Below are 21,431 nucleotides of genomic sequence, written 5' to 3' on the forward strand. Positions count from 1 at the left end.
ATGGGGCGAGGGAGCGCGGCACGGCGCGTTGCGAGAGGAAGGGCTCAGATCCCTTCCTCGTTGAACTTGCTTTCAACGAGCTCGGTGATCGCGGCGAGCGCGGCTTCCGCTTGGGCGCCCGCAGCTGCGACGGTGATCGTGGTGCCGGGTCCAGCGGCGAGCATCATCAGGCCCATGATCGAGGTGCCGCCGACGGTCTCGCCGCCGCGCGTCACCCACACCTGCGCGTCGAAGCGCTCGACCGCCTGGACGAATTTCGCCGAGGCGCGGGCATGCAGGCCGCGCTTGTTGATGATCAGGAGATCCTTGGAGATCGCGCCCGCGGGCACGCCTGTCCCCGCTTGTGGCGCCTCCTCGCTCATTTGCCGGCGAGCACGCGGCTGGCGATGGTGACGTATTTGCGGCCCGCTTCCTGGGCCATCGCGATCGCGTCGGGCAGCGGACGCTCCTCGCGCACCTTGGCGAGCTTCACCAGCATGGGAAGGTTGATGCCCGCGAGCACTTCGACCTTGGGCCGGCTCATGCAGGATATTGCGAGGTTCGACGGTGTGCCGCCGAACATGTCGGTGAGGATGGCAACGCCGTCGCCGGAATCGACGCGGTTAACCGCCTCGATGATGTCGCTTCGGCAGAGATCGGAATCATCTTCGGCGCCGATCGTGATCGCTTCGATTTGCTTTTGTGGGCCCATGACATGTTCAAGCGCTGCCTTGAATTCGTCGGCAAGGCGCCCGTGGGTCACAAGTACTAGACCAATCATCGGAAAACTCCTCGCGGGCGCTTTTGGTGCACCGCACGAACGCGCCACTTTGACCATCCAGAGCCCCTGCGCAAGAGGGATGTTGCGTATCTCCCTGAATCTAGACGGATGGATGAGGGGAGCTGCGCCGGTCTATTCGGTCGCGATAGTGGGGTTCATATGGTTACCATTTCCCTTCAAACAATCGCCTGAAGGGTTAACGGAAGATGAACTCTTGGTAGTGGTCAAGGCCGCGACAACCAAAGGGAGGGGCGAATAGTCGCGGCCAACAGGGATTCGCGGTATCTCGGCACCGAAAATGCTTGTTTTCAGGGACTCGGCCGGCGGCAGGCGCTCGGCGTCCGCGGCGTCCAGATCGACCACGAGACCGACGGTCGCATGCTCCACGAAGTCGCAGCGGCGAATCCCGAGGCCCCGGATCTCGATCAGGCCTGCCAGGCGAGACGCCGGGCGGACTTCAATTTCATCGCCGACTGTCGCCAGATGGACACGGTCATCCCCGACCAGAACGGCCGTTTCGACCACGCCCGCGCGTCCAGCCATGATCAAATCGAAGGCAAGGCGCGACTTGCCGGAGCCCGAGGGCCCGCGGATCAGCACCGCCACGGGCCCGACCTTGACCGCGGAGGCGTGAATGTTGGGCCCGCCGTCGGTCATAGCGCCGGCAGCCTCACCACGAAGCGCGCGCCGGCGACCGTCGGGACGCCTTCGTCATCCGGCGGGCCTGGGCGATTCTCGGCCCAGATGCGTCCGCCATGGGCGTCGATGATCTGCTTGGAGATCGACAGGCCGAGGCCGGAGTTCTGGCCAAAGCCCTGATGCGGGCGGTCGGTGTAGAAGCGCTCGAAGATGCGCTCCAATGCGTCGTCGCGAATGCCGGGGCCGTCGTCGTCGACCACGATCTCGATCTCGGCGCGCGCGCGGCGGCAGGTGAGACGCACCTTGCTGCCGCGTTCGGAGAACGATTGCGCGTTGGAGAGCAGGTTGGAGACCACCTGTCCGAGCCGCGAATCATGGCCGCTCACGGCGAAGGTGTCGGTCGAGCTGCGGCCCTCGAAGCGCGTCTCGACCGCGACGTCATGGCCGAGCTTGGTTTCATTGGCGACCGTCACCAGCGTCGTCAGCAGGCGGCGCAGATCGACCGGGATCGCATCCTGACGCTGCAATTCGGCATCGAGGCGGCTGGCGTCGGAAATGTCGGAGATCAGGCGGTCGAGCCGCTTGACGTCGTGCTCGATCACCTCGAGCAGGCGCGCGCGGCTGTTCTCGTTGCGCGCCAGCGGCAGCGTCTCGACCGCCGAGCGCAAAGAGGTCAGCGGGTTCTTCAATTCGTGGGCAACGTCGGCGGCGAACATCTCGATCGCCTCGATGCGGCTGTAGAGCGCGCTCGTCATGTCGCGCAGCGCGCCGGAGAGGTGACCGATCTCGTCGCGGCGGCGGGTGAAATCGGGGATCTCGATGCGGGCCTTGATGCGGCGGCGGACCCGCTCGGCGCTGTCGGCCAGCCGGCGCACCGGACCTGCGATCGTGCTCGCGAGCAGCAGCGACAGCATGATCATGACGGCGGCCGCGACGCCGCCGACCTTGAGGATCGCGAGGCGCTCGGCGGTGACCATCTGGTCGATGTCGTCGCCTTGCGTCGACAGCATCAAGGCGCCATGGATCGCGCGCGAGCGCAGCACGGGGACCGCGACCGAGACGATCACCTCGCCGCGCGCATTGACCCGCACCATCGAGCGCTTCTGGCCCTGCAGCGCGTCGGCCACCTCGGCATAGCCGTTGCCGTTCTCGGGCCCGAGCTCGCGGTAGAGCGGCAGGGCGCCGCGGTTCAGCCAGGTGCGCACCGCGACCATGCCGCGCTCGACGATGCCGGGCTTCTCGGCCGGCGGCGGCAGATTGTAGCGCAGCACGTTCTCGAGATTGCGGCTGTCGACCAGCAGGCTGCCGTTCGGATCGTAGATGCGGGCGCGCGTCTTGGTCGGCGAGATCAGCGTGCGCAGCACCGGCGCCACGCGCTCCGGATTGATCGGGAAGTCCAGCGGCGAATATTCGTCCGAGCCGCCATAGGTCTCGCCCGGCTTGAGGTCGAGCAGGCGGTCGGGATCGATGGTGATGGTGTTGGTCTGCACCGTGGCCGAGGCCGCGATCGCGCCGGCGATGATCTCGGCCTGGACCAGGAGGCTCTGCGCGCGCGCGTCGATCAGGCCGGCGCGGAATTGCGACAGATAGAGGATGCTCGCCACCAGCGCGACGAGGCCGGCGAGGTTGAGCGAAACGATGCGGCGCGTGAGGCTCGAAAAGGACAGCGCGAAGAAGAACTGCCCGGCGCGCTTCAGCCAGTTCAGCGGCCGGAAGCCCTGCCCCTTCTCTGCGGCCAATTGCTCCGGAACGCCGTCGGACGTGACATCCCCGGCGCTCTGGTTCGGATCAGGCTGCGTTCGGTCCAGCAATGCTTACGCCCGCGTTAGGACAGCTTGCGAGAAGGTCCCCGCATCCTAGAGCATGATCCGGAAAAGTGTGTAGCGGTTTTCCGAAACATCATGCTCAAACGATAAGCTGAAGCGCGGTGATCTCATCGCGCTCGGAGCGGTCCCGGTTCCCGACGGAACGAGAACCGGAGATGCTCTTGAATCTTTCGTGAAGCTGCCTGCCGCCTCAGGCTTCCTTGAATCGGTAGCCGACGCCGTAGAGCGTTTCGATCATCTCGAACTCGTTGTCGACCACCTTGAACTTCTTGCGCAGCCGCTTGATGTGGCTGTCGATGGTGCGGTCGTCGACATAAACCTGGTCGTCATAGGCCGCGTCCATCAGCGCGTTGCGGCTCTTCACCACGCCGGGCCGGGTCGCGAGCGCCTGCAGGATCAGGAATTCGGTGACGGTCAGCGTCACCGGCTCGTTCTTCCAGGTGCAGGTATGCCGTTCCGGGTCCATGCGCAAAAGGCCGCGGTCGAGCGCCTTGGCGTCGTTCTCCTTCGGTGCGACAGTCGGGTCCTTCGGCGCCGAGCGGCGCAGCACCGCCTTGACGCGCTCGACCAGCAGACGCTGCGAGAACGGTTTGCGGATGAAGTCGTCGGCGCCCATCTTGAGGCCGAACAGCTCGTCGATCTCCTCATCCTTGGAGGTCAGGAATATCACCGGCAGGTCGGACTTCTGCCGCAGACGGCGCAGCGTCTCCATGCCGTCCATGCGCGGCATCTTGATGTCGAGGATGGCGAGATCGGGCTGGGTGGTGCGGAAACCGTCGAGCGCGGAGGCGCCGTCGGTATAAGTCATGATGCGGTAGCCTTCGGCTTCCAGCGCGATCGAGACGGATGTGAGAATGTTGCGGTCGTCGTCGACCAAAGCGATTGTGGGCATGAGCCTCTGCTTTCTGCTTTCCGTTTGGGTCGTGGCTTGAAACGGCGAGCGATCCACTGATGCGCCGCATACATGGGTGCCGAATTGGCGTTCGAACCTTGTCACCGAGCAATGCAAGCTAGGCTGAAGTGTGACCAAGTTCCACGAAACACGGCAGATTCGCCGCATGTCGACCCATAACCGGGCCCCCGTTTACCCGAAAAAAGGCCCCCCTTGCAACCACCTGAGCCGAGAAAGCCGATGCAACCGACCCCTGATTTCGACCCCGGAAAACTGGCCAAATCGCTGCTGCGGCGGTCGCGGCAGGGGGCCTTGGCCACCCTGATGGCCGGCAGCGGCGATCCCTATTGTTCCCTGGTCAATCTGGCCAGCCATCCTGATGGCTCGCCGATCCTGCTGATCTCGGGCCTCGCCGTGCACACCAAGAATATCCTGGCGGACAGCCGGGTCTCGCTGATGCTGGACGAGCGGGCGGCGGGCGATCCGCTGGAAGGTGCCCGGATCATGCTGTCCGGTCGGGCCGAGCAGGCCGATGCCGAGAAGGATCTGCTCCAGCGGCGGTATCTCAATGCCCATCCGTCGGCGGAGGGCTTTGTTTCCTTTAAGGATTTCTCTTTCTTCCGGATCCGCCCCACGGGAACCCATCTGGTCGCCGGCTTTGGCCGAATCGTCGACCTCAAGCCTGAGCGTTTCCTCACGGACCTCACCGGCGCCGAGGATCTGCTGGCGGCGGAGGAGGGCGCCGTCGCGCATATGAATGCCGACCATCGCGACACCATGAGCCTCTATGCGACAAAGCTCTTGGGCGCGGCTGCGGCTGACTGGCGCTGCACCGGCTGCGATCCGGAAGGTCTCGACATGCAGGACGGCCAGATTGCGCTGCGGCTGGACTTCCCAGAGCGGGTGACCGACGGCACGGCGCTGCGCAAGATGCTGGTGCGCCTGGCTGGCGAAGCGCGCATGAAGATCGACTAGAACGCAATAATTTGAACGCCGCGCCCCATAGCTGCGACCCAAGACGGTGAGGTCTTGAGGCTCGCAGCGAGAGGTTTCATGACGCGTCGTCGTTTGGCATTGGCTGCGGGTCTGGCGCTCGCGATCACCATGTCGTTTGCCGCGCCCGGTGTAGCCCAGAAGGGCGACCTGTCGGCGCAGAGCACGCGCATCAATGCGCTCCGCAGCGCCGGCAAATATTCCGAGGCGCTGCCGCTGGCGCAGGCCATGGTGGCCTCGCTCGAGAAGACCAGCAACAGCCGCGACCTCGCCGCAGCGCTCAACAATCTCGCGCAGATCTACGCCGACCAGGGCCACGACGATCAGGCCGAGCCGCTCTACAAGCGCGCCATCGTGCTGACGGAGAAGGGGACCGGCCAGGGCAGCGTCGAGATCGCGCCGCTCCTGAACAATCTCGCTGCGCTCTATCAGCGCCAGAGCCGTTTCACCGAGGCCGAGCCGCTGTTCAAGCGCGCGCTGGCCGTTCGCGAGCAGGCACTGTCGCGCGAGCATCCCGACGTCGGCCAGTCGCTCAACAATCTCGCCACCTCCTATGTGAAGCAGCAGCGTCACGCCGAGGCCGAGCCGCTGTTTCAGCGGGCGCTTGCGATCTACCAGAAGGTGGGCGGTCCCGAGCATCCCGCGGTCGCAACCCTGCTGAACAATCTCGGCCAGGTCTATCGCGACCTCAACCGCGACGCGGAGGCCGAGGCGCCGATCAAGCGTTCGCTCGCGATCCGCGAAAAGGTGCTGGGCCCCGATCATCCTGACGTGGCGCGCTCGCTCAACAATCTCGCCGGGCTCTACGAGCATCAGCAGCGCTATGCCGATGCCGAGCCGCTCTATCGCCGCGCGCTCGCCATCCGCGAGCGGGCGCTCGGGCCGGACCATCCCGATGTGGTGACCTCGACCAGCAACCTCGCTTATTTCCTCTCGGTCTCCGGGCGTACGGCAGACGCGTTGCCACTGGCGGAAAAGACGCTTGCGACGAGCCGGGCGCAGCTGCGCGTGATCATGCCGGTGCTGTTCGCCGCACGCCAGAAATCTCTGCTGCCGGGCGACAGAGCGCTCGACGAGGCGCTCGCCGCGATCCAGCGCGGCACGCAATCCTCCGCCGCTTCTGCCGTGAACAAGCTTGCGGTGCGGCTTGCCGCCGGCAGCGACCGGCTCGCCGAGCTGGTGCGCCGGGATCAGGATCTCACGGCCGAGGCCGAGGCGCTCGACAAGGCGATCATCGCCGCGGTGTCGAAGCAGTCGGCTCAGCGCGACGCGGCAGGCGAGCAGCGCAGCCGCGCGCGGATTGCAGCGATTGCGAACGAGCGCGCCGGCTTGCAGAAGACGCTCGCCGTCGAGTTTCCCGACTATGCCTCGCTCTCCAACCCGCTGCCGCTGGCGGTGAAGGACATCCAGCCGCTGCTCTCGGTCGACGAGGCGATGGTGATCTATTCCGTCGTCGACAAGCGGAGCTATGTCGTCGCGATCACGCGCGAGGGTGCCGACTGGAAGGAGATCCCGCTCGGTGCGGACGAGATGGCACGACTGGTCTCGGCTTTCCGCAAGGGGCTGGATGTCGGCAAGGCGCGCGATGCCTCCGGCAAATCGGGACTGTTCGATCTTGCGCTCGCCCATGAGCTCTACGTCGCGCTGCTCGGCCCGGTCGAGGTGCTGACGAAGGACAAGCGCAACCTGCTGGTGGTGCCGTCGGCGGCGCTGACTGCATTGCCGTTTCATCTGCTGGTGACGCAGCCACCGCAGGCTGCGATTCCGGACAGGCTCGAAGGCTATCGCGACGCCGCCTGGCTGCTGCGGCGTCAGGCCGTCTCGGTGCTGCCGTCAGTGATCAGCCTGAAATCGCTGCGTGCCTTCGCCGGCAGGGATCAAGGCGTAAAGCCGATGACGGGCTTCGGCGATCCCGTGTTCAATCCGGCACTGGAAGGACCCGCCGACCGTCGCGCCGCAAGCGGCAAGGTCGCAGCGCGCAGCGTCGCGACCATTGCCTATGCCGACTTCTGGCGCGGCGCCGGCGTCGATCGCGCGCGGCTTGCACAGGCGCTGCCGCAACTGCCCGATACCGCCGATGAGCTGAACGCCGTGGCGAGAGACGTCGGCGCCACTGACGCCGACATCCATCTCGGACGCGATGCCAGCGAAACGACGCTGAAGCGTGCAGCGCTTGCCCAATACGGCATCATCTACTTTGCCACCCACGGCCTCGTGGCCGGCGACGTCAAGGGACTGGGCGAGCCTTCGCTTGCGCTGTCCATTCCCGATCAGCCGTCCGAGCTCGACGACGGTCTTCTGACCGCGAGCGAAGTGGCTCAGCTCAAGCTCAACGCTGATTGGGTGGTGCTGTCTGCCTGCAACACCATCGCCGGTGACAAACCCGGCGCCGAGGCGCTGTCGGGATTGGCGCGCTCGTTCTTCTACGCGGGTGCGCGCGCGCTGCTGGTCTCGCATTGGGCGGTGGATTCGGAAGCCGCTACCCGCTTGACCACGTCGACTTTCGACTTGCTCAAGGACGAGCCAAAGATCGGTCGCGCCGAGGCCTTGCGCCGCGCGATGTTAACATTTGTCGATGACACCTCGTCGCCGCGCAACGCCTATCCGGCGATGTGGGGGCCGTTCGCACTGATTGGCGAAGGCGAGGTAAGATAAAAAGGCGCCGTACGGATTGTGCGTCGCAACAACCTCGGCTAACGCGCAAACACGCATTTGGTTGCGCGATCATTCGTGATTTCTTGAATGCGTCTGCTCAGGGCTGACATGCGCGACGTTTGGCGCGGTCCTTGAATAAACCAAAACCTGCGGGACCAGCTTGGCAACGCCAGCGTTCATCAGTATTAGGTCGTTCAGCCGAGGCCGAATGGCCCATTCATCACGGTGACCGCGATGGCGTCCAAACTTGGTCGCGCTGAGTGTCGCGGGTTCTAGGAGGATTTTTTCGTGCAAGAGACGGGCGTACGCAACGGTGCCTTCGGCGCCGACAAATTCGGCTTAAAGAATCTGAAGCAAGTTCACTGGAACCTCGGTGCGCCGCAGCTCTATCAATACTCGCTCGCTGCGGGCGAGGCCGTGCTGTCCGCGGATGGCGCACTCTGCGCCGACACCGGCGAGTTCACCGGACGCAGTCCGAAGGACAAATTCACGGTGCGCGACGCCACCACCGACAAGAAGATGTGGTGGGCCGGCAACCAGTCGATCACCGCAGAGCAGTTCGAGGCGCTCTATCAGGATTTCCTCAAGCACGCCGAAGGCAAGAAGCTGTTCGCGCAGGACCTCTATGGCGGCGCCGATCCGGCCTATCGGATCAAGACGCGCGTCTTCACCGAGCTCGCCTGGCACTCGCTGTTCATCCGCACGCTGCTGATCCGCCCCGAGGCGATCGAGCTGTCGACCTTCGTGCCGGAGCTCACCATCATCGACATGCCGAGCTTCCGCGCCGACCCCAAACGTCACGGCGTGCGCTCGGAGAATGTCGTTGCGATCGACTTCGCCCGCAAGATCGTCCTGATCGGCGGGGCTTATTATGCCGGCGAGATGAAGAAGTCGGTCTTCACCACGCTGAACTATTACCTGCCCGAGCGCGGCGTGATGCCGATGCACTGCTCGGCCAATGTCGGCGCCAAGGGCGATACCGCGATCTTCTTCGGCCTCTCCGGCACCGGCAAGACCACGCTGTCGGCCGATCCGAACCGCACGCTGATCGGCGACGACGAGCACGGCTGGGGCCCGAACGGCGTCTTCAATTTCGAGGGCGGCTGCTATGCCAAGTGCATCAAGCTGTCGCAGGAAGCCGAGCCGCAGATCTATGCGGCCTCGACGCGCTTCGGCGCGGTGCTGGAGAACTGCGTGCTCGACGAGGACACCCGCGTGGTGGATTTCGACGACGGCTCCAAGACCGAGAACACGCGCTCGGCCTACCCGCTCGACTTCATCCCGAACGCCTCGCGCACCGGCCGCGCGCCGCAGCCGAAGAACGTGGTGATGCTCGCCGCCGACGCCTTCGGCGTGTTGCCGCCGATCGCAAAACTGTCGCCGGCGCAGGCGATGTATCACTTCCTGTCCGGCTACACCGCCAAGGTCGCGGGCACCGAGCGCGGTCTCGGCAACGAGCCGCAGCCGGAATTCTCGACCTGCTTCGGTTCGCCCTTCCTGCCGCTCGATCCCTCCGTCTACGGCAACATGCTGCGTGACCTCATCGCTCAGCACAATGTCGATTGCTGGCTGGTCAACACCGGCTGGACCGGCGGCAAGTACGGCGTCGGCTCGCGCATGCCGATCAAGGTGACGCGCGCGCTGCTCACCGCCGCGCTCGACGGGAGCTTGCGCAACGTCGAATTCCGCACCGACAAATATTTCGGCTTCGCGGTCCCGACCGCGCTGCCCGGCGTGCCCAGCGAGATCCTCAACCCCGTCAACACCTGGAAGGACAAGGACGAGTTCGACAAGACCGCGCGTGCGCTGGTCGGCATGTTCCAGAAGAACTTTGCCAAGTTCGAAGCCCAGGTCGATGCCGAGGTCCGCGCGGCAGCTCCGGACGTGAAGCTCGCGGCGGAGTAAGCTCGCAGCGGTTGGAATGCAAAAGGGCGGCCGCAAGGCCGCCCTTTTTTGTTTCCTTCTTCCCTTGTGGGAGAGGGGAAGAGCAGCTCAGGCCTTGAAATACGCGATCTGCGTCGTGGTCGCGAGCAGCCGGCCGTTCGGCGACCAAAGCTCGGCATTCTGGTCGGCGTAGCTTTTGTGCATGATCTTCGAATCGGCCGTGGCCAGCACGCGCGTGATGTCTTCGCGCGCGAGCTCCTCGCTGTCGGTGTGGAAATAGGTCGTCAGCGACACCGTGCCGAACGGCACCAGCTCGCGCCTTGCGTGGAAGATGCGGCCGAAGAAGGCGTCCGACATCGACATCAGCGACAGCATGTCGAGCTTGCGCGGCGTGCGGTCGCTGATCCAGATCTTCGAATAGGTGCTGGCAAGCTCGGCCTGCGGCGGGCCGATCCGCATCTCGCCCTCGACGAAGCGGAATTCATACTGGTTGGCCCAGGAGGCCTGGATCTTCGGAAACGGCAGCGTCTCTTCGTACGGCTTTGCCTCAGGATATTGCGCCACCCGGTGCTCCCAGGACGGTCGCCGCTCGGCGAACACCGCGGTGGCGAGCGTTGCGACCTCGCCGCCGCCCTGGCTGAGCTCGACGCTCCAGTGCTGGCTGGAGCGGTTTGCCTTCACCAGCCGCACGTCGAGATCGAACGGCCCCTTGGCGATCGGCGCGCAGTAATTGACGGTGAGCGCGAGCGGGTCGCCGGCGCGTTCGGGATGGTCGATCACCGCGCGCAAAATGGTCGCGGCGGTGGCGCCGCCGAACGGGCCGACAAAGGCCCAGTAGTCGTCGCTGGTGTGCCCCTGCCAGCTGCTGTCACCGGCGGTGATACGCGTGGCGTCGTCGAAGGGGTGCGGGAGCTTGGCGTGCATTTGCATTTCCGTCTGTCATTCCGGGGCGATGCGCAGCATCGAACCCGGAATCTCGAGATTCCGGGTTCGGCTCTGCGAGCCGCCCCGGAATGACGGTCGTCATATCACAGGCATTGCCTACTTGTGCAATTACGTATCGAGTAGGCGCCGCTTCCACCTCGCGGAAAATCAGCCCGCGGCGTCGCGCAAATTCGGCAGCGACGGCGTGGTCGGGTTGACCGGCACGTTCCAGATCTCCTCGGCATATTCGCGGATGGTGCGGTCGGAGGAGAACCAGGCCATGCGCGCCACGTTGAGGATCGAGGCGCGCGTCCAGGCCGGCGAGACCTGCCAGCGCGCATCGACCGCGCGCTGCGCCTCGTAATAGGAATCGAAATCGGCGCTGACCATGTAATGGTCGAGATAGCGCAGCGCATGCGCGATCGATTCGAAGCGGCCGGGATCGCCCGGCGAGAACTCGCCGGCGCCGATCGAATTGATGGCGCGCTGCAGCTTCGGCGAACTGCGGATCACGTCGGACGCGTCGAGCCCCTGCTTGCGGCGGATCATCACGTCGCCGGCTTCCATGCCGAAGATCGCGATGTTCTCAGGCCCGACATGGTCGCGGATCTCGATGTTGGCGCCGTCGAGCGTGCCGATGGTGATGGCGCCGTTCAGCGCCAGCTTCATGTTGCCGGTGCCGGAGGCTTCCATGCCGGCGGTCGAGATCTGCTCGGACAGATCGGCAGCGGGAATGATCACCTCGGCAAGGCTGACATTATAGTCGGGCAGGAACACGACCTTGAGCTTGCCGCCGATCGCGGCATCGTTGTTGACGACCTCCGCGACGTCGTTGATCAGCTTGATGATCAGCTTGGCGTAGCGATAGCTCGCCGCCGCCTTGCCGGCGAAGATCTTCACGCGCGGCACCCAATTGCCGTTGGGATCGTCCTTGATCGCCTGGTACAGCGCGACCGTCTCGATGACGTTGAGCAGCTGGCGCTTGTATTCGTGGATGCGCTTGATCTGCACGTCGAACAGCGCGGTCGGGTCGACCTTGATGCCGAGCCGCTCGCCGATCAGGCGGGCGAGCGCGGTCTTGTTGTGAAGCTTGACGCTGCGGAACTTCTTCTGGAATTCGACGTCGCTGGCGCGTGCCTCGATCAGCGAGAGCTGGGTGGGATCGTCGAGCACGGCATCGCCGCAGGCCTCGCGCAACAGATCGGTCAGCTTCGGGTTGGCCAGCATCAGCCAGCGGCGGAAGGTGATGCCGTTGGTCTTGTTGGTGATGCGGCCGGGATAGAGATGGTTGAGGTCGTGGAACACGGTCTCGCGCATCAGGTCGGAATGCATCGCCGAGACGCCGTTGATGCGGTGCGAGCCGACGAAGGCGAGCTGGCCCATGCGCACGCGGCGGCCGCTCTTCTCGTCGATCAGGGAGACCGAGGCGCGGAAGTCGATGTCGCCGGGGCAGCGCGCCTCGGCGAGCGCCAGATGCTGCACGTTGATGCGGTAGATGATCTCGAGGTGCCGCGGCAACAGCCGCTCGAACAGCTCGACCGGCCAGGTCTCCAGCGCCTCCGGCAGCAGCGTGTGGTTGGTGTAGGAGAGCGTGGCGACCGTGATCTTCCAGGCCTCGTCCCAGCGGAAATTGTGCAGGTCGACCAGGATCCGCATCAGCTCGGTGACGGCAAGGCTCGGATGGGGGTCGTTGAGCTGCACCGCGACCTTGCCGGCGAGGTTGCGCAGCTGGCCGTCGGAGGCGAGGTGCCGCTTGACGAGATCCTGCAGCGAAGCCGAGACGAAGAAATATTCCTGGCGCAGGCGCAGCTCGCGGCCCGCCGGGCTCTCGTCGTTCGGATAGAGGAATTTGCAGATCGCTTCCGCGCGCGACTGCTCGGCGCTGGCGCTGACGTAATCGCCCTTGTTGAAGGCATCTAACTTGAGCGGATCGGGCGAGCGCGCCGACCACAGCCGCAGCGCGTTGACGTGCTGGCCGCGCCAGCCGACGATCGGCGTGTCATAGGCGATCGCCTGCACGGTTTCGCCTGGATGCCAGATCGCGCGGTCGCGGCCCTTGTCGTCGACATGCTCGACGCCGCCGCCGAAATTGACGTCGTAGATCACCTCGGGCCGCTGCAATTCCCAGGGATTGCCGAAGCTCAGCCATTCGTCCGGATATTCCTGCTGCCAGCCCTGATTGATGATCTGGCGGAACAGGCCGTAATCATAGCGAATGCCGTATCCGATCGCCGGGATCGACAGCGTCGCCATGCTCTCCATGAAGCAGGCGGCAAGCCGCCCGAGGCCGCCATTGCCGAGCGCGGCGTCCGGCTCGCATTTGCGCAGCTCCGGCAGCGAGACGCCGAGATCGCCGAGCGCGAGCTCGAAGATCTTGAGCAGGCCCATATTGTTGAGCGCGTCGCTGAACAGACGGCCGATCAAAAATTCGAGCGAGAGATAATAGACGCGCTTGCGGCCGGCGTCGTAGCTGTGCTTCTCCGCAGTGAGCCAGCGATGCACGATGCGGTCGCGCAGCGCGAGCGCCGCGGCCTGATACCAGTCGTGCCTGGTTGCCATGCCGGCATCCTTGCCGATGGCAAGCCGCAGCTTCGCCAGGATCGCGCCCTTGATCTCAGCCAGCGCGAGCTCGTCGATGGGCTGGCCTTGGGCGGGAAAACTGGGCTGGAACGATTGATCTTGCAAAGCCGTCACTTCCTGGTCGAAACAACACCACTTGACTCTACGCGTCCTGCCCCTGCACCGGAACCCTGACTGGTGCGGCCGCGCACTGCACTGGCGCAAATTTATGCAAGGAACGGGCCGATTTGGGAACCCGGGCGAGCACGGAGAAACCGGATTACGGTGCTACACTGCGGATCAATTCGGCCATCAGTGTGGAGGACCATTCCCATGAGACTGCTGATCGAAATCGCCGCGGCGGCCCTGCTCGTCGTCTGCATCAGCGCCTCCAGCGCTGCATTTGCCGCCGGCAAGCCCGGCCGCAGCGCGGACGGTCTGAGCTGCGGCTTCACAATTCCGCAGAATGCCTCGCCCGCGGCCCGTTGCGCCGCCATCAAGCGCCAATGCGGCGGCAAGTTCTATGCGAATGCGTGCGGCGACAGGCTGATGTCGGCGGTGAATTGAGCGCCGGACGGCAATCCACACGAAGCTAGGCCGCCTTGGCCTGCACCGCATTGCAAAATTCGGCCAGGCGATCCGCCAGCCGCAACGTTGCCGGGCTCGCATCGGGCGCGGCCATCAATGCCACCTCGGTCCTGTTGATCGGCGCAAAGCCGTCTTTAGCGGTCAGCACGCGGTGATCGGACTGGATGGCCATCTCCGACAGGATGCTCAATCCCATGCCGGCAGCGACCGCGGCCTGGACGGCGGCGAGACTCGATGAGGTATAGGCGGTGTGCCAGGCGCGGCCCGCGCTTTCCAGCGCATGGATAGCGCCGGCGCGATAGATGCAGCCGACCGGAAAGCCGATCAGCGGCACGGACCGCACGTTCATGTCGACCGGATGGCTCTTGCTGGTGACCCAGTGCACTCGCTCCGGCCACACCGCGATCGCGTCCTTTGCCCCGGCCTCGCGCTTGTAGAGCGCAAGGTCGAGCTCGCCGCGTTCGATATCGCGGGCGAGGTGCTTGCTCTGGTCGGCGCGCACGTCGAGCCGCAACCCCGGATGCGAGCGCGCGAACGCGCCCAACAGTTTTGCCAAGCGGTAAGCCGCAAAGTCCTCGGGGATGCCAAGCCGGATCACGCCTTCGCTATCAGGCTGGCGCAACACGTCGCGCGCCTCCTCGGCCAGCGAGAGCAACCGCCGCGCATAGGACAGCAGCCGCTCGCCGGCCTCGGTCGGGCGCACCTCCTTGCCGTCGCGGTGCAGCAGCACCTGACCAACATCCTCCTCCAGCCGTTTGATCTGCTGGCTCACGGTCGATTGCGTGCGGTGGACGCGCTCGCCGGCGCGGGTGAAGCCGCCGGCCTCGACCACCGAGACGAAGCTACGCAGCAGCTCCAGATCGAGCATGGCGATCTCCATTCGAAAATCAACTGATCGGAAGTTAATCATTTAATTTCCAAATGCCAAGCGGCGTCCCTAGATCGAGGACCAAGAAAAACTCCGAGAATGCCCCTCATGTCGCTCGCCCCCTCGATTTCGGTCCCTCACCGCCGCTTCAACACGCTGCCGCTCGCCATCGGCCTGTTCTGTCTGCTCTGGAGCTACGCCTTCGTCGCCGGCAAGATCGGCGTCACCCATTGCCCGCCACTGATCCTGCTCGCCGCGCGCTTCTCGCTCGCCGGCGTCCTGATCCTCGGTGCCACGCTGATCCGCGGCGAGGCCTGGTCACTCTCCTGGCGCGACGCTGCGATCTTCGCTGTGCTCGGCATCGCCAACAACGCGCTTTATCTCGGGCTCGGCTACACCGGCCTGCAGTCAGTCTCCGCCGGTCTCGGCGGCCTGATCGTGTCGGCCAATCCGGTCTTCACCGCGGCGCTCGCCACGATCCTGCTCGGTGAAGGCATGACCTGGCGCAAGGCGACCGGCCTTGCCCTCGGCGTCGTCGGCGTGACGGCGATCGTCTGGCACCGCCTGTCGGTCGGCACCGATTCGCTGCACGGCATCGTCTTCACGCTGGCCGCGCTCGCCTCGATTGTGGCCGGCACCATCCTGTTCAAGCTGTTGGCGCCCAAAGGATCGTTATGGATCGGGAACGGCGTGCAGAGCCTGGCCGCCGGCATCGCACTGACCCCGGTCGCGCTCACCTTCGCCGATGTCGACGCGATCGACTATACGCCGAGCCTGATCGGCGCCTTTGCCTTCCTGGTGCTCGGCGGCTCGATCATCGCCTCCTGGCTCTGGTTTCACCTGTTGAAGGTCTGCGGCGCCCCCGCCGCCAGCGCCTACCACTTCCTGATGCCGCCGCTCGGCATCCTGTTCGCCTACGTCGTGCTCGGCGAGCATGTCGAAGCGCGCGATCTGCTCGGCATCATCCCAGTCGCGCTCGGCATCTATCTGGTGACGCGGCCGGCGAAGGCGTGAGCTGTCATTCCGGGGCGAGGCGAAGCCTCGAGCCCGGAATCCATCGGGCCACCAACTCTGCGGATTGATGGATTCCGGGCTCGCGCTGCGCGCGCCCCGGAATGACGACGATCTTAGTCCTTCTTGAACACGATCGATGCCATCCAGCCCGTCATCAGCGCCATCGCCGCGGTGACGAGGCCGTAGATCAGCCCGTTCTGCCGCGCGGTGGTGGCGACGAACTGCTCGAAGCCGACCTTGACGATCTCGAACGCGGTGTCGGTCTTGCCGATGAACGCGCCGTTCGCAAACAGCTTGATCTCCACTTCATAGGTGCCGATCGGCACCTCCGCCGGCAGCGGAATGCCGGTGCGGAACAGCGTCGGCGTCAGGAACGTCACCGCGCTTCCATCCTCGCGATAGAGCCCGCGCTGGGTGCGCAGGCGGATGAAGGCCGAGCGGAACGCGTCGTTCGGCACCACGTCGGCATAATCACCGCCGACCCGCTGCGTCAGCAGCACGTTGTTCAGCCCGATCTGCTGGCGCCGCGCGATCTCGGGCGAGGTGATGGCGTCGAAGGGACGGTTGGCGAACAGGGCCAGATAGCTCGGCACCTGCAGGAACTGCCGATAATCGGTGTTGATCCAGATGCCGAAGGTGCGTTCTTTGCGCCGCGTCACCATGTCGGCGCGCGGGCCCATCACGGTGACGACGAGATCGTAGGCGGTGCGCTCAGGGGGCGTGGTGGCGTCCTTCTCCACCGAGCCGAACAGCACCAGCTCCTCGCCGGAATAATTCGGTGTCACGGTGACGCGGTGGTTGGAGACCGACACGATCAGCCGCTCGGCGCGCGCGACCGAGCCGAGCAGCAGGACGACGAGGAGTGCGAGCGCCGCGCGCGTCATCCGCTCGCTCCCAGCTCGCGGATGGTGAAGAGATCCTCGGGGCGGATCGCCAGCTCGATCGCAAAGCGGATTCCGACCGAGAGGATCAGAAGGCCGAGCAGCAGCCGCAGCTGCTCGCCGCGGATCTTCTGGCCGGCGCGGACGCCGAACTGCGCGCCGGTGACGCCGCCGACCATCAGGATCAGCGCCAGCACGGCGTCGACGAGGTGATTGGTCACCGCGTGCAGCATGGTCGCGAACAGCATGGTGACGAGCGTCAGCACCATCGAGGTCCCGATCACCGTCGAGGTCGGCACCCTCAGCAGATAGATCATGATCGGCACCAGGATGAAGCCGCCGCCGATGCCCATGATGGCGCCGATGAAGCCGATCAGCATGCCAACGACCACCACGGGGATGACCGAGAGATAGATCTTCGAGCGCTTGAACCGCATCTTCAGCGGCAGGCCGTGGATCCAGTTGTGCGTGCGTCGCGGCGGCAACGCCCCGCGCCGGGTTCGCATCAGGGCGCGCAGGCCTTCCGAGAACATCAGGCTGCCGACGGTGGAGAGCAGCACCACGTAAGACAGCGCGATCATCAGATCGAGCTGGCCGAGCGAGCGAAGCTGTGTGAAGGTCCAGACGCCGCCCGCCGTGCCGGTCACGCCGCCGCAGAGCAGGACGCTCGCCAGCGCCGGGTCGATCGCGCGCCGCTGCCAATAGGACAGCGCGCCGGAAAAGGACGAGGCTGCGATGTGGCTCCTGACCGAGGCGACCGCGACCGCCGGCGTGATGCCGATGAAGATCAGCAGCGGCGTCATCAGGAAGCCGCCGCCGATCCCGAACATGCCCGAGACGAAGCCGACCGCAGCGCCCATCGCCAGCACCAGGAAGACGTTGACGGGAAGATCGGCGATCGGAAGGTAGAGCTGCATCGAAGGACCACGCTCCGGCGAGACGGATCGATTGTCGCGGAATGCTCGCGGGAAGCTCGGAACGATTGCCGCGCCCCTCAATAGCGGAATTCGGAGCCGGGAGGGACCGGGAATTTCGGGTGTGGTGAATGCGTCAAGTGGGATCAGTTGGCTGGTCACCGCGTGCCGCGGCTTCCGCCACCTTCTCCGCTGTCATGCCCCGGCTTGACCGGGCCATCCAGTACGCCGCGCCCGTTGTTGTGACATCGAGCTCCTCAACGCCGGCCTCTGGAATACGGGGGCGCCCGGTCAAGCCGGGGCGACGACAAGATGAGAGAGCGCAGTAAGCCCCTTAATGCGCCGCGGAGGCCGAGCGCTTGACCGCGACTTGCTTCGGCGCGGGCTTGGCGGCTGCCTGCGGCGCGCTGTCCCAGCCGCCGTTCGGGGCCGGGACGTTGACGGCATCGTCGGGCTGCGGCTCGGCGCTGAAGGTCTGGATCGCGAGCTTGGCGGCGGCGAGCGATTGCGGGTCCAGGCGCTTGGCGACGTCGTCGCGCTTGCCGGCGGCATCCGCATCGCCCTGGGCGGCTGCCAGGCTGAACCATTTGTAGGACTCGGCGAGGTTCTGCTCGACGCCGATGCCGCGGGCATAGAGGATGCCGAGGTTGAACTGGCTGTCGGCGACGCCGCGATCGGCGGCCTTCCGGAACCATTGCGCCGCGCTCTTATAGTTCGCGCCGCGTCCGCCGCCGTCGGCATCGAGCACCGCGAGATTGTGCATGGCCTTGGCGTTGCCGCGCTCGGCGGCCTGAGTGTAGTAGCGGCGGGCGATGTCGGCGTCCTTCTTCACGCCAAGGCCCTTTTCATAGAGCGTGCCGAGGCGGAAGGTCGCCGGGATGACGCCGGCCTGCGCCGCGCGGTCGTACCATTTGGCGGCTTCGTCGTAATTCGTCGCGACACCTTTGCCCTCGGCAAAGCGCACGCCGACCTCGTAGGCCGCGGTCGCGTCGCCCTTCATTGCAGCGGTGCGCAGGCCGGGACCTCCGATCGCATCAGGCAGCTTCTCGCTCGGCGGCACCTGGACGAGGCCGAGCTTGGCGCGGCTCGTGCCCGACAGCGCGCCGGTGACCTCGCTGGTCGCGGGAGGCGCGGGCGGTGTCGTGGCGGGAATCGCCGGAATTTCAACCGAGGCCGCGTTGCCCGAATTGGCGGCGGGCGCTGGCGCGGCGTTGTTCTGGGATTGCCGCCCGATCGGCGTCGGCGAGGTCATCGACGGTGTGACCTGCTCGGGCGTGGCGGGCTTGTTCTCGATCACCGGCGGCGGCGCCTGCGGCGCGGGCTGGCTCGACGTATTGTCCATCGCCTGCGGCGCCGGCGGCGGGCTGCCCTCGAGCAGGCTCATTGCCATCTTGAAGGTGCCGAGCACGATCACGACGACGCTCGCGCCGACCAGCAGCGAGCGGATCTTCGAGGTGATGGTCGAGCCGCCGTCCTTGCCCTTGTCCTTGCCGCGATCGGCGCCAGCCTTCGCACCACCCTTGGCACCGCGGGCCGGTTTTTCCGGCTGCGCGGCCGCGGCCTGGGCGGCGCGGCGGGCGGCCGCGATGAAGCTCGACGACGAGACTGGCTCTTTCGGCGCGGCGGGAATGTCGCTGATCGCGCTCTCGGAGGCGGCGATGCGCTCTGACGGCGTGGCGCGCCCGCCCGGCCGTGTGCCCGGCTCGAGCGGATGATCCGGCGGCAATTCCGGCGCAAGCGCCGTGCGCGCCGGCGCCGTGTGCGGCTCCAGGATTTCGCTGATCGCGCGCGGTGGAACGGATGGCGCTGCCGGCAGCGGCGGCGGCGCGGCGGGCGCAGCGGCATGGAATTCGCGCGGCGCGGCGACGAAGGCGGCTTGCGCACCCTGCGCGGCGGCGGGATTCGGCAGCTCGGGCTTCGGATCGTATTCGTATTTCGGCGGCTGTGCTTGCGGCCGCGGTTCGCGCGCGATCGGCACGGGCTCCAGAGGAGCGGCCATCGGCATGGGCATCGGCTGCGGCGCAGCGGGCGGCGGCGCGGTGCGCACCGCGCGCAGATCGCCCTCGATCATGGAGAGGCGATCGACGACATGGCCGAGCGCGCTATGGACGGCGTCGAGCGAGTCCTGGGTGCTGCGGTTGGTCTCGGCCTGGCTGTAGCGAATGTCTGACAGCTCGCGCTTGACCAGATCGACCACGTCGGAATCGGCCGCTGCCGCATGGCGGCTCTCGGCCAGCGCGGAATAGGTCGCCTGCTGCCGCTCCAGGTGGCGCAGAATGTCGTGCAGCCCGTCCTCGACGCGGCTCAAATTGCCGTTGTGCGGTTCGGCGGCGGCTTCGATCCTCTCCAGGAGATAGGAGACGCGCTGTTCGAGATGCGCGAAGGTCGAGGCGGAATCATTGCCGACCTGCATGCGGTCGAAGCGGTCTGACAGCGCGCGGATCGCGGCTTCCAGATGCTCGGTGCTCTCGGACGGCTGCGGCCGCTCGTGCGTTTCCAGCGCCGCCGTGAGCGCCGCAATGCGCTGCTCCAGCACGGCAAAGCTGTCGCCGTAGCCAGAGGCGCGGGTGATCTGGTCGACCTTGGACGACAGCAGCTGCACGTCTTCGGACAGACGTGCCAGCGCCTCGTTGGAGGCGACGTTGGAGACGATGCCGCGCAGCGCCGCGATCGCGCCTTCGAGCTGGCGCACCGTCGAGGGGTCGTCGTTGGCGCGCAGGATCAGATCGAGCTTGGCGCCGAGATTGCGGATCGCCTCGTCATAGCCGGTGAGCTGCTCGGCCGGCGTCAGCGTGCGCAGCACCTGCTTGATGTCGGACAGCGCATGCTCGATGCCCGACAGCACCTGGCCGTCGGTGCCGCTCGACCGCGTCTCGTCGATCCGGCGGTGCAGCGAGCGGATCTCGTTCTCGATCGATTCGATCGCGCGCCGCGGCATGGCCTCGGTGATGGCGGCGCGGATCTCTGCGAGTTCGCTGCGGAAGGCGTTGATCGCCTGCTCGGTCGTGTCGGGGCGCTGCAGCGATTCGATCTGGCTCGTGATCTTGAGCAGATGGCGCTCGAGCGAGGAGAAATCCGGCCCCGGCGGTGGTGGCGGCGGAGCATAGGCAGGCGCGGGCGGGGCCGCCATTGGTGTCATGGGCGGCGCGTAGGGAGCAGCCGCGGGGGCAATCGAGGGTGCGGCACGCGGTGGCATCTGCCTCGGCGTAAAGCCGTCGAGCTCGCTCTGGCGCGCGGTGATCTCGGCGACCGCGACGTCGAACGATGCCGGGCTTAGGGGAGGCGCGTTGCGATAGACCTGAGCTGCCGCGCGCTCGACCGCGTCGGCCTGGCGCTGGCGTGTTTCAACGGGTGAGGGTGCAGGAGCCGGCCGCGGCGGCTGAGGCCGGGAGATTTGCGACAATCGCGCATCGAGCCGCGAGATCGCGTCGTTGAGCTGACGCGCGACGCCCTGCTCGCGCGAGACGTCTGGTCTTGGAGAGTCCTGGCGCGGCGCAGGCTTTGAAATCCGTTCGATCTGCTGGGTGATCGCGTCGAGCCGCTGGTGGATGTCGGCGACTTCGCGGCTCTCCCGGCTCGGCATGTGTTGCGGATGCTGATCCTGACGCTGATCGTAAGGTCCGCGAAAATTCGGCGGGGCGGTCTCGCCGAGCGTGGAGTTGAGCCAATCGTTGAGTGACATGCCCGCGCGACGCGCAGCAGCTTCGGCCCGCTCCCTGACGGACGGATCGATACCGTCAACACTCCACGATACGCGCGAATTCATGACTCTGTCCGGTTCCGACTCCGGCGCCCCACCCGGCGCCTCCAGCCTTCCCACGCGTGCCGGTTGCAAAGACAATCGAATTTGGCGCGGGTCGTCTGCCTCGAAAACCGACTTTTTCCTGTTACGGTAAATAACGAGTTAAGGAATGCGGCGCCGGTGTCTTAAAGTTGGGCGGGGGGAACCACCGGCTCGTCATGCCCGGGCTTGCCCCGGCCATCCACGTTCTTCGGTGTCGTGCGAACGGTCGTGGATGGCCGGGACAAGCCCG

16 protein-coding genes are annotated in these 21,431 nt (G+C 65.9%); 5 read left to right on the forward strand and 11 right to left on the reverse strand.

What is annotated here, in order from left to right; genetic code table 11:
- Positions 1-44: 44 nt before the first annotated feature.
- The 5 genes from X268_RS01075 to X268_RS01095 all read right to left on the reverse strand — a co-directional run bounded on the left by X268_RS01075 (position 45) and on the right by X268_RS01095 (position 4,117).
- Complete coding sequence (locus tag X268_RS01075) at positions 45-362, reverse strand: HPr family phosphocarrier protein (RefSeq protein ID WP_128923213.1); 318 nt, start codon at positions 360-362, stop codon at positions 45-47.
- Positions 359-760 carry a PTS sugar transporter subunit IIA gene (locus X268_RS01080; protein WP_007597752.1) on the reverse strand — a complete coding sequence of 134 codons (402 nt, stop codon included), beginning with the start codon at positions 758-760 and terminating at the stop codon, positions 359-361. The genes X268_RS01075 and X268_RS01080 overlap by 4 nt, the downstream gene beginning before the upstream one ends.
- A 132-nt stretch (positions 761-892) precedes the next feature.
- On the reverse strand, positions 893-1,417 hold the full coding sequence (locus X268_RS01085) for an HPr kinase/phosphorylase (protein WP_128923214.1): 525 nt from the start codon (positions 1,415-1,417) through the stop codon (positions 893-895).
- Complete coding sequence (locus tag X268_RS01090) at positions 1,414-3,210, reverse strand: sensor histidine kinase (protein WP_128923215.1); 1,797 nt, start codon at positions 3,208-3,210, stop codon at positions 1,414-1,416. The genes X268_RS01085 and X268_RS01090 overlap by 4 nt, the downstream gene beginning before the upstream one ends.
- A gap of 205 nt (positions 3,211-3,415) precedes the next feature.
- A complete protein-coding gene (locus X268_RS01095; RefSeq protein WP_008542552.1) occupies positions 3,416-4,117 on the reverse strand; it encodes a response regulator transcription factor in 702 nt (233 codons plus the stop codon).
- Positions 4,118-4,357: 240 nt separating this feature from the next.
- Here X268_RS01095 and X268_RS01100 point away from each other — a divergent pair, with 240 nt between their 5' ends.
- The 3 genes from X268_RS01100 (at position 4,358) to X268_RS01110 (ending at position 9,670) form a co-directional block, all read left to right on the forward strand.
- Positions 4,358-5,092, forward strand: coding sequence for a HugZ family pyridoxamine 5'-phosphate oxidase (locus tag X268_RS01100; RefSeq protein ID WP_128923216.1), 735 nt, complete (start codon positions 4,358-4,360; stop codon positions 5,090-5,092).
- A 78-nt stretch (positions 5,093-5,170) separates the two neighbouring features.
- A complete protein-coding gene (locus X268_RS01105) occupies positions 5,171-7,765 on the forward strand; it encodes a CHAT domain-containing tetratricopeptide repeat protein (RefSeq protein WP_128923217.1) in 2,595 nt (864 codons plus the stop codon).
- A gap of 288 nt (positions 7,766-8,053) precedes the next feature.
- Positions 8,054-9,670: a phosphoenolpyruvate carboxykinase gene (locus X268_RS01110; RefSeq protein ID WP_128923218.1), complete on the forward strand. Its 1,617-nt coding sequence runs from the start codon at positions 8,054-8,056 to the stop codon at positions 9,668-9,670.
- An 87-nt stretch (positions 9,671-9,757) separates the two neighbouring features.
- Here X268_RS01110 and X268_RS01115 read toward each other — a convergent pair whose 3' ends face one another.
- Together X268_RS01115 and X268_RS01120 are read right to left on the reverse strand one after the other, a co-directional pair.
- A complete protein-coding gene (locus X268_RS01115; protein ID WP_128923219.1) occupies positions 9,758-10,573 on the reverse strand; it encodes an acyl-CoA thioesterase in 816 nt (271 codons plus the stop codon).
- Positions 10,574-10,741: 168 nt separating this feature from the next.
- Complete coding sequence (locus X268_RS01120; RefSeq protein ID WP_164937465.1) at positions 10,742-13,258, reverse strand: glycogen/starch/alpha-glucan phosphorylase; 2,517 nt, start codon at positions 13,256-13,258, stop codon at positions 10,742-10,744.
- A gap of 207 nt (positions 13,259-13,465) precedes the next feature.
- Between X268_RS01120 and X268_RS01125 the strand changes: the two genes are divergently transcribed.
- Positions 13,466-13,699, forward strand: a complete 234-nt coding sequence (locus tag X268_RS01125; protein WP_128923221.1) for a hypothetical protein — start codon at positions 13,466-13,468, stop codon at positions 13,697-13,699.
- A 25-nt stretch (positions 13,700-13,724) separates the two neighbouring features.
- Here X268_RS01125 and X268_RS01130 read toward each other — a convergent pair whose 3' ends face one another.
- Positions 13,725-14,588: a LysR family transcriptional regulator gene (locus X268_RS01130; protein WP_164937466.1), complete on the reverse strand. Its 864-nt coding sequence runs from the start codon at positions 14,586-14,588 to the stop codon at positions 13,725-13,727.
- A 108-nt stretch (positions 14,589-14,696) separates the two neighbouring features.
- On the opposite strand from X268_RS01130, the gene X268_RS01135 reads away from it, so the two are divergent.
- Positions 14,697-15,602, forward strand: coding sequence for a DMT family transporter (locus X268_RS01135; protein WP_128923223.1), 906 nt, complete (start codon positions 14,697-14,699; stop codon positions 15,600-15,602).
- Positions 15,603-15,715: 113 nt separating this feature from the next.
- Here X268_RS01135 and X268_RS01140 read toward each other — a convergent pair whose 3' ends face one another.
- The 3 genes from X268_RS01140 to X268_RS01150 all read right to left on the reverse strand — a co-directional run bounded on the left by X268_RS01140 (position 15,716) and on the right by X268_RS01150 (position 21,163).
- Positions 15,716-16,486 carry a TIGR02186 family protein gene (locus tag X268_RS01140; protein WP_128923224.1) on the reverse strand — a complete coding sequence of 257 codons (771 nt, stop codon included), beginning with the start codon at positions 16,484-16,486 and terminating at the stop codon, positions 15,716-15,718.
- Positions 16,483-17,400 (reverse strand): sulfite exporter TauE/SafE family protein, encoded by a 918-nt coding sequence (locus X268_RS01145; protein WP_128923225.1) that lies wholly within the window; start codon positions 17,398-17,400, stop codon positions 16,483-16,485. The genes X268_RS01140 and X268_RS01145 overlap by 4 nt, the downstream gene beginning before the upstream one ends.
- 331 nt (positions 17,401-17,731) lie before the next feature.
- On the reverse strand, positions 17,732-21,163 hold the full coding sequence (locus tag X268_RS01150; RefSeq protein WP_164937467.1) for a tetratricopeptide repeat protein: 3,432 nt from the start codon (positions 21,161-21,163) through the stop codon (positions 17,732-17,734).
- Between the last annotated feature and the right edge of the window lie 268 nt (positions 21,164-21,431).

Source organism: Bradyrhizobium guangxiense, assembly GCF_004114915.1.
In the GTDB taxonomy this organism is placed as follows: Bacteria; Pseudomonadota; Alphaproteobacteria; order Rhizobiales; family Xanthobacteraceae; genus Bradyrhizobium; species Bradyrhizobium guangxiense.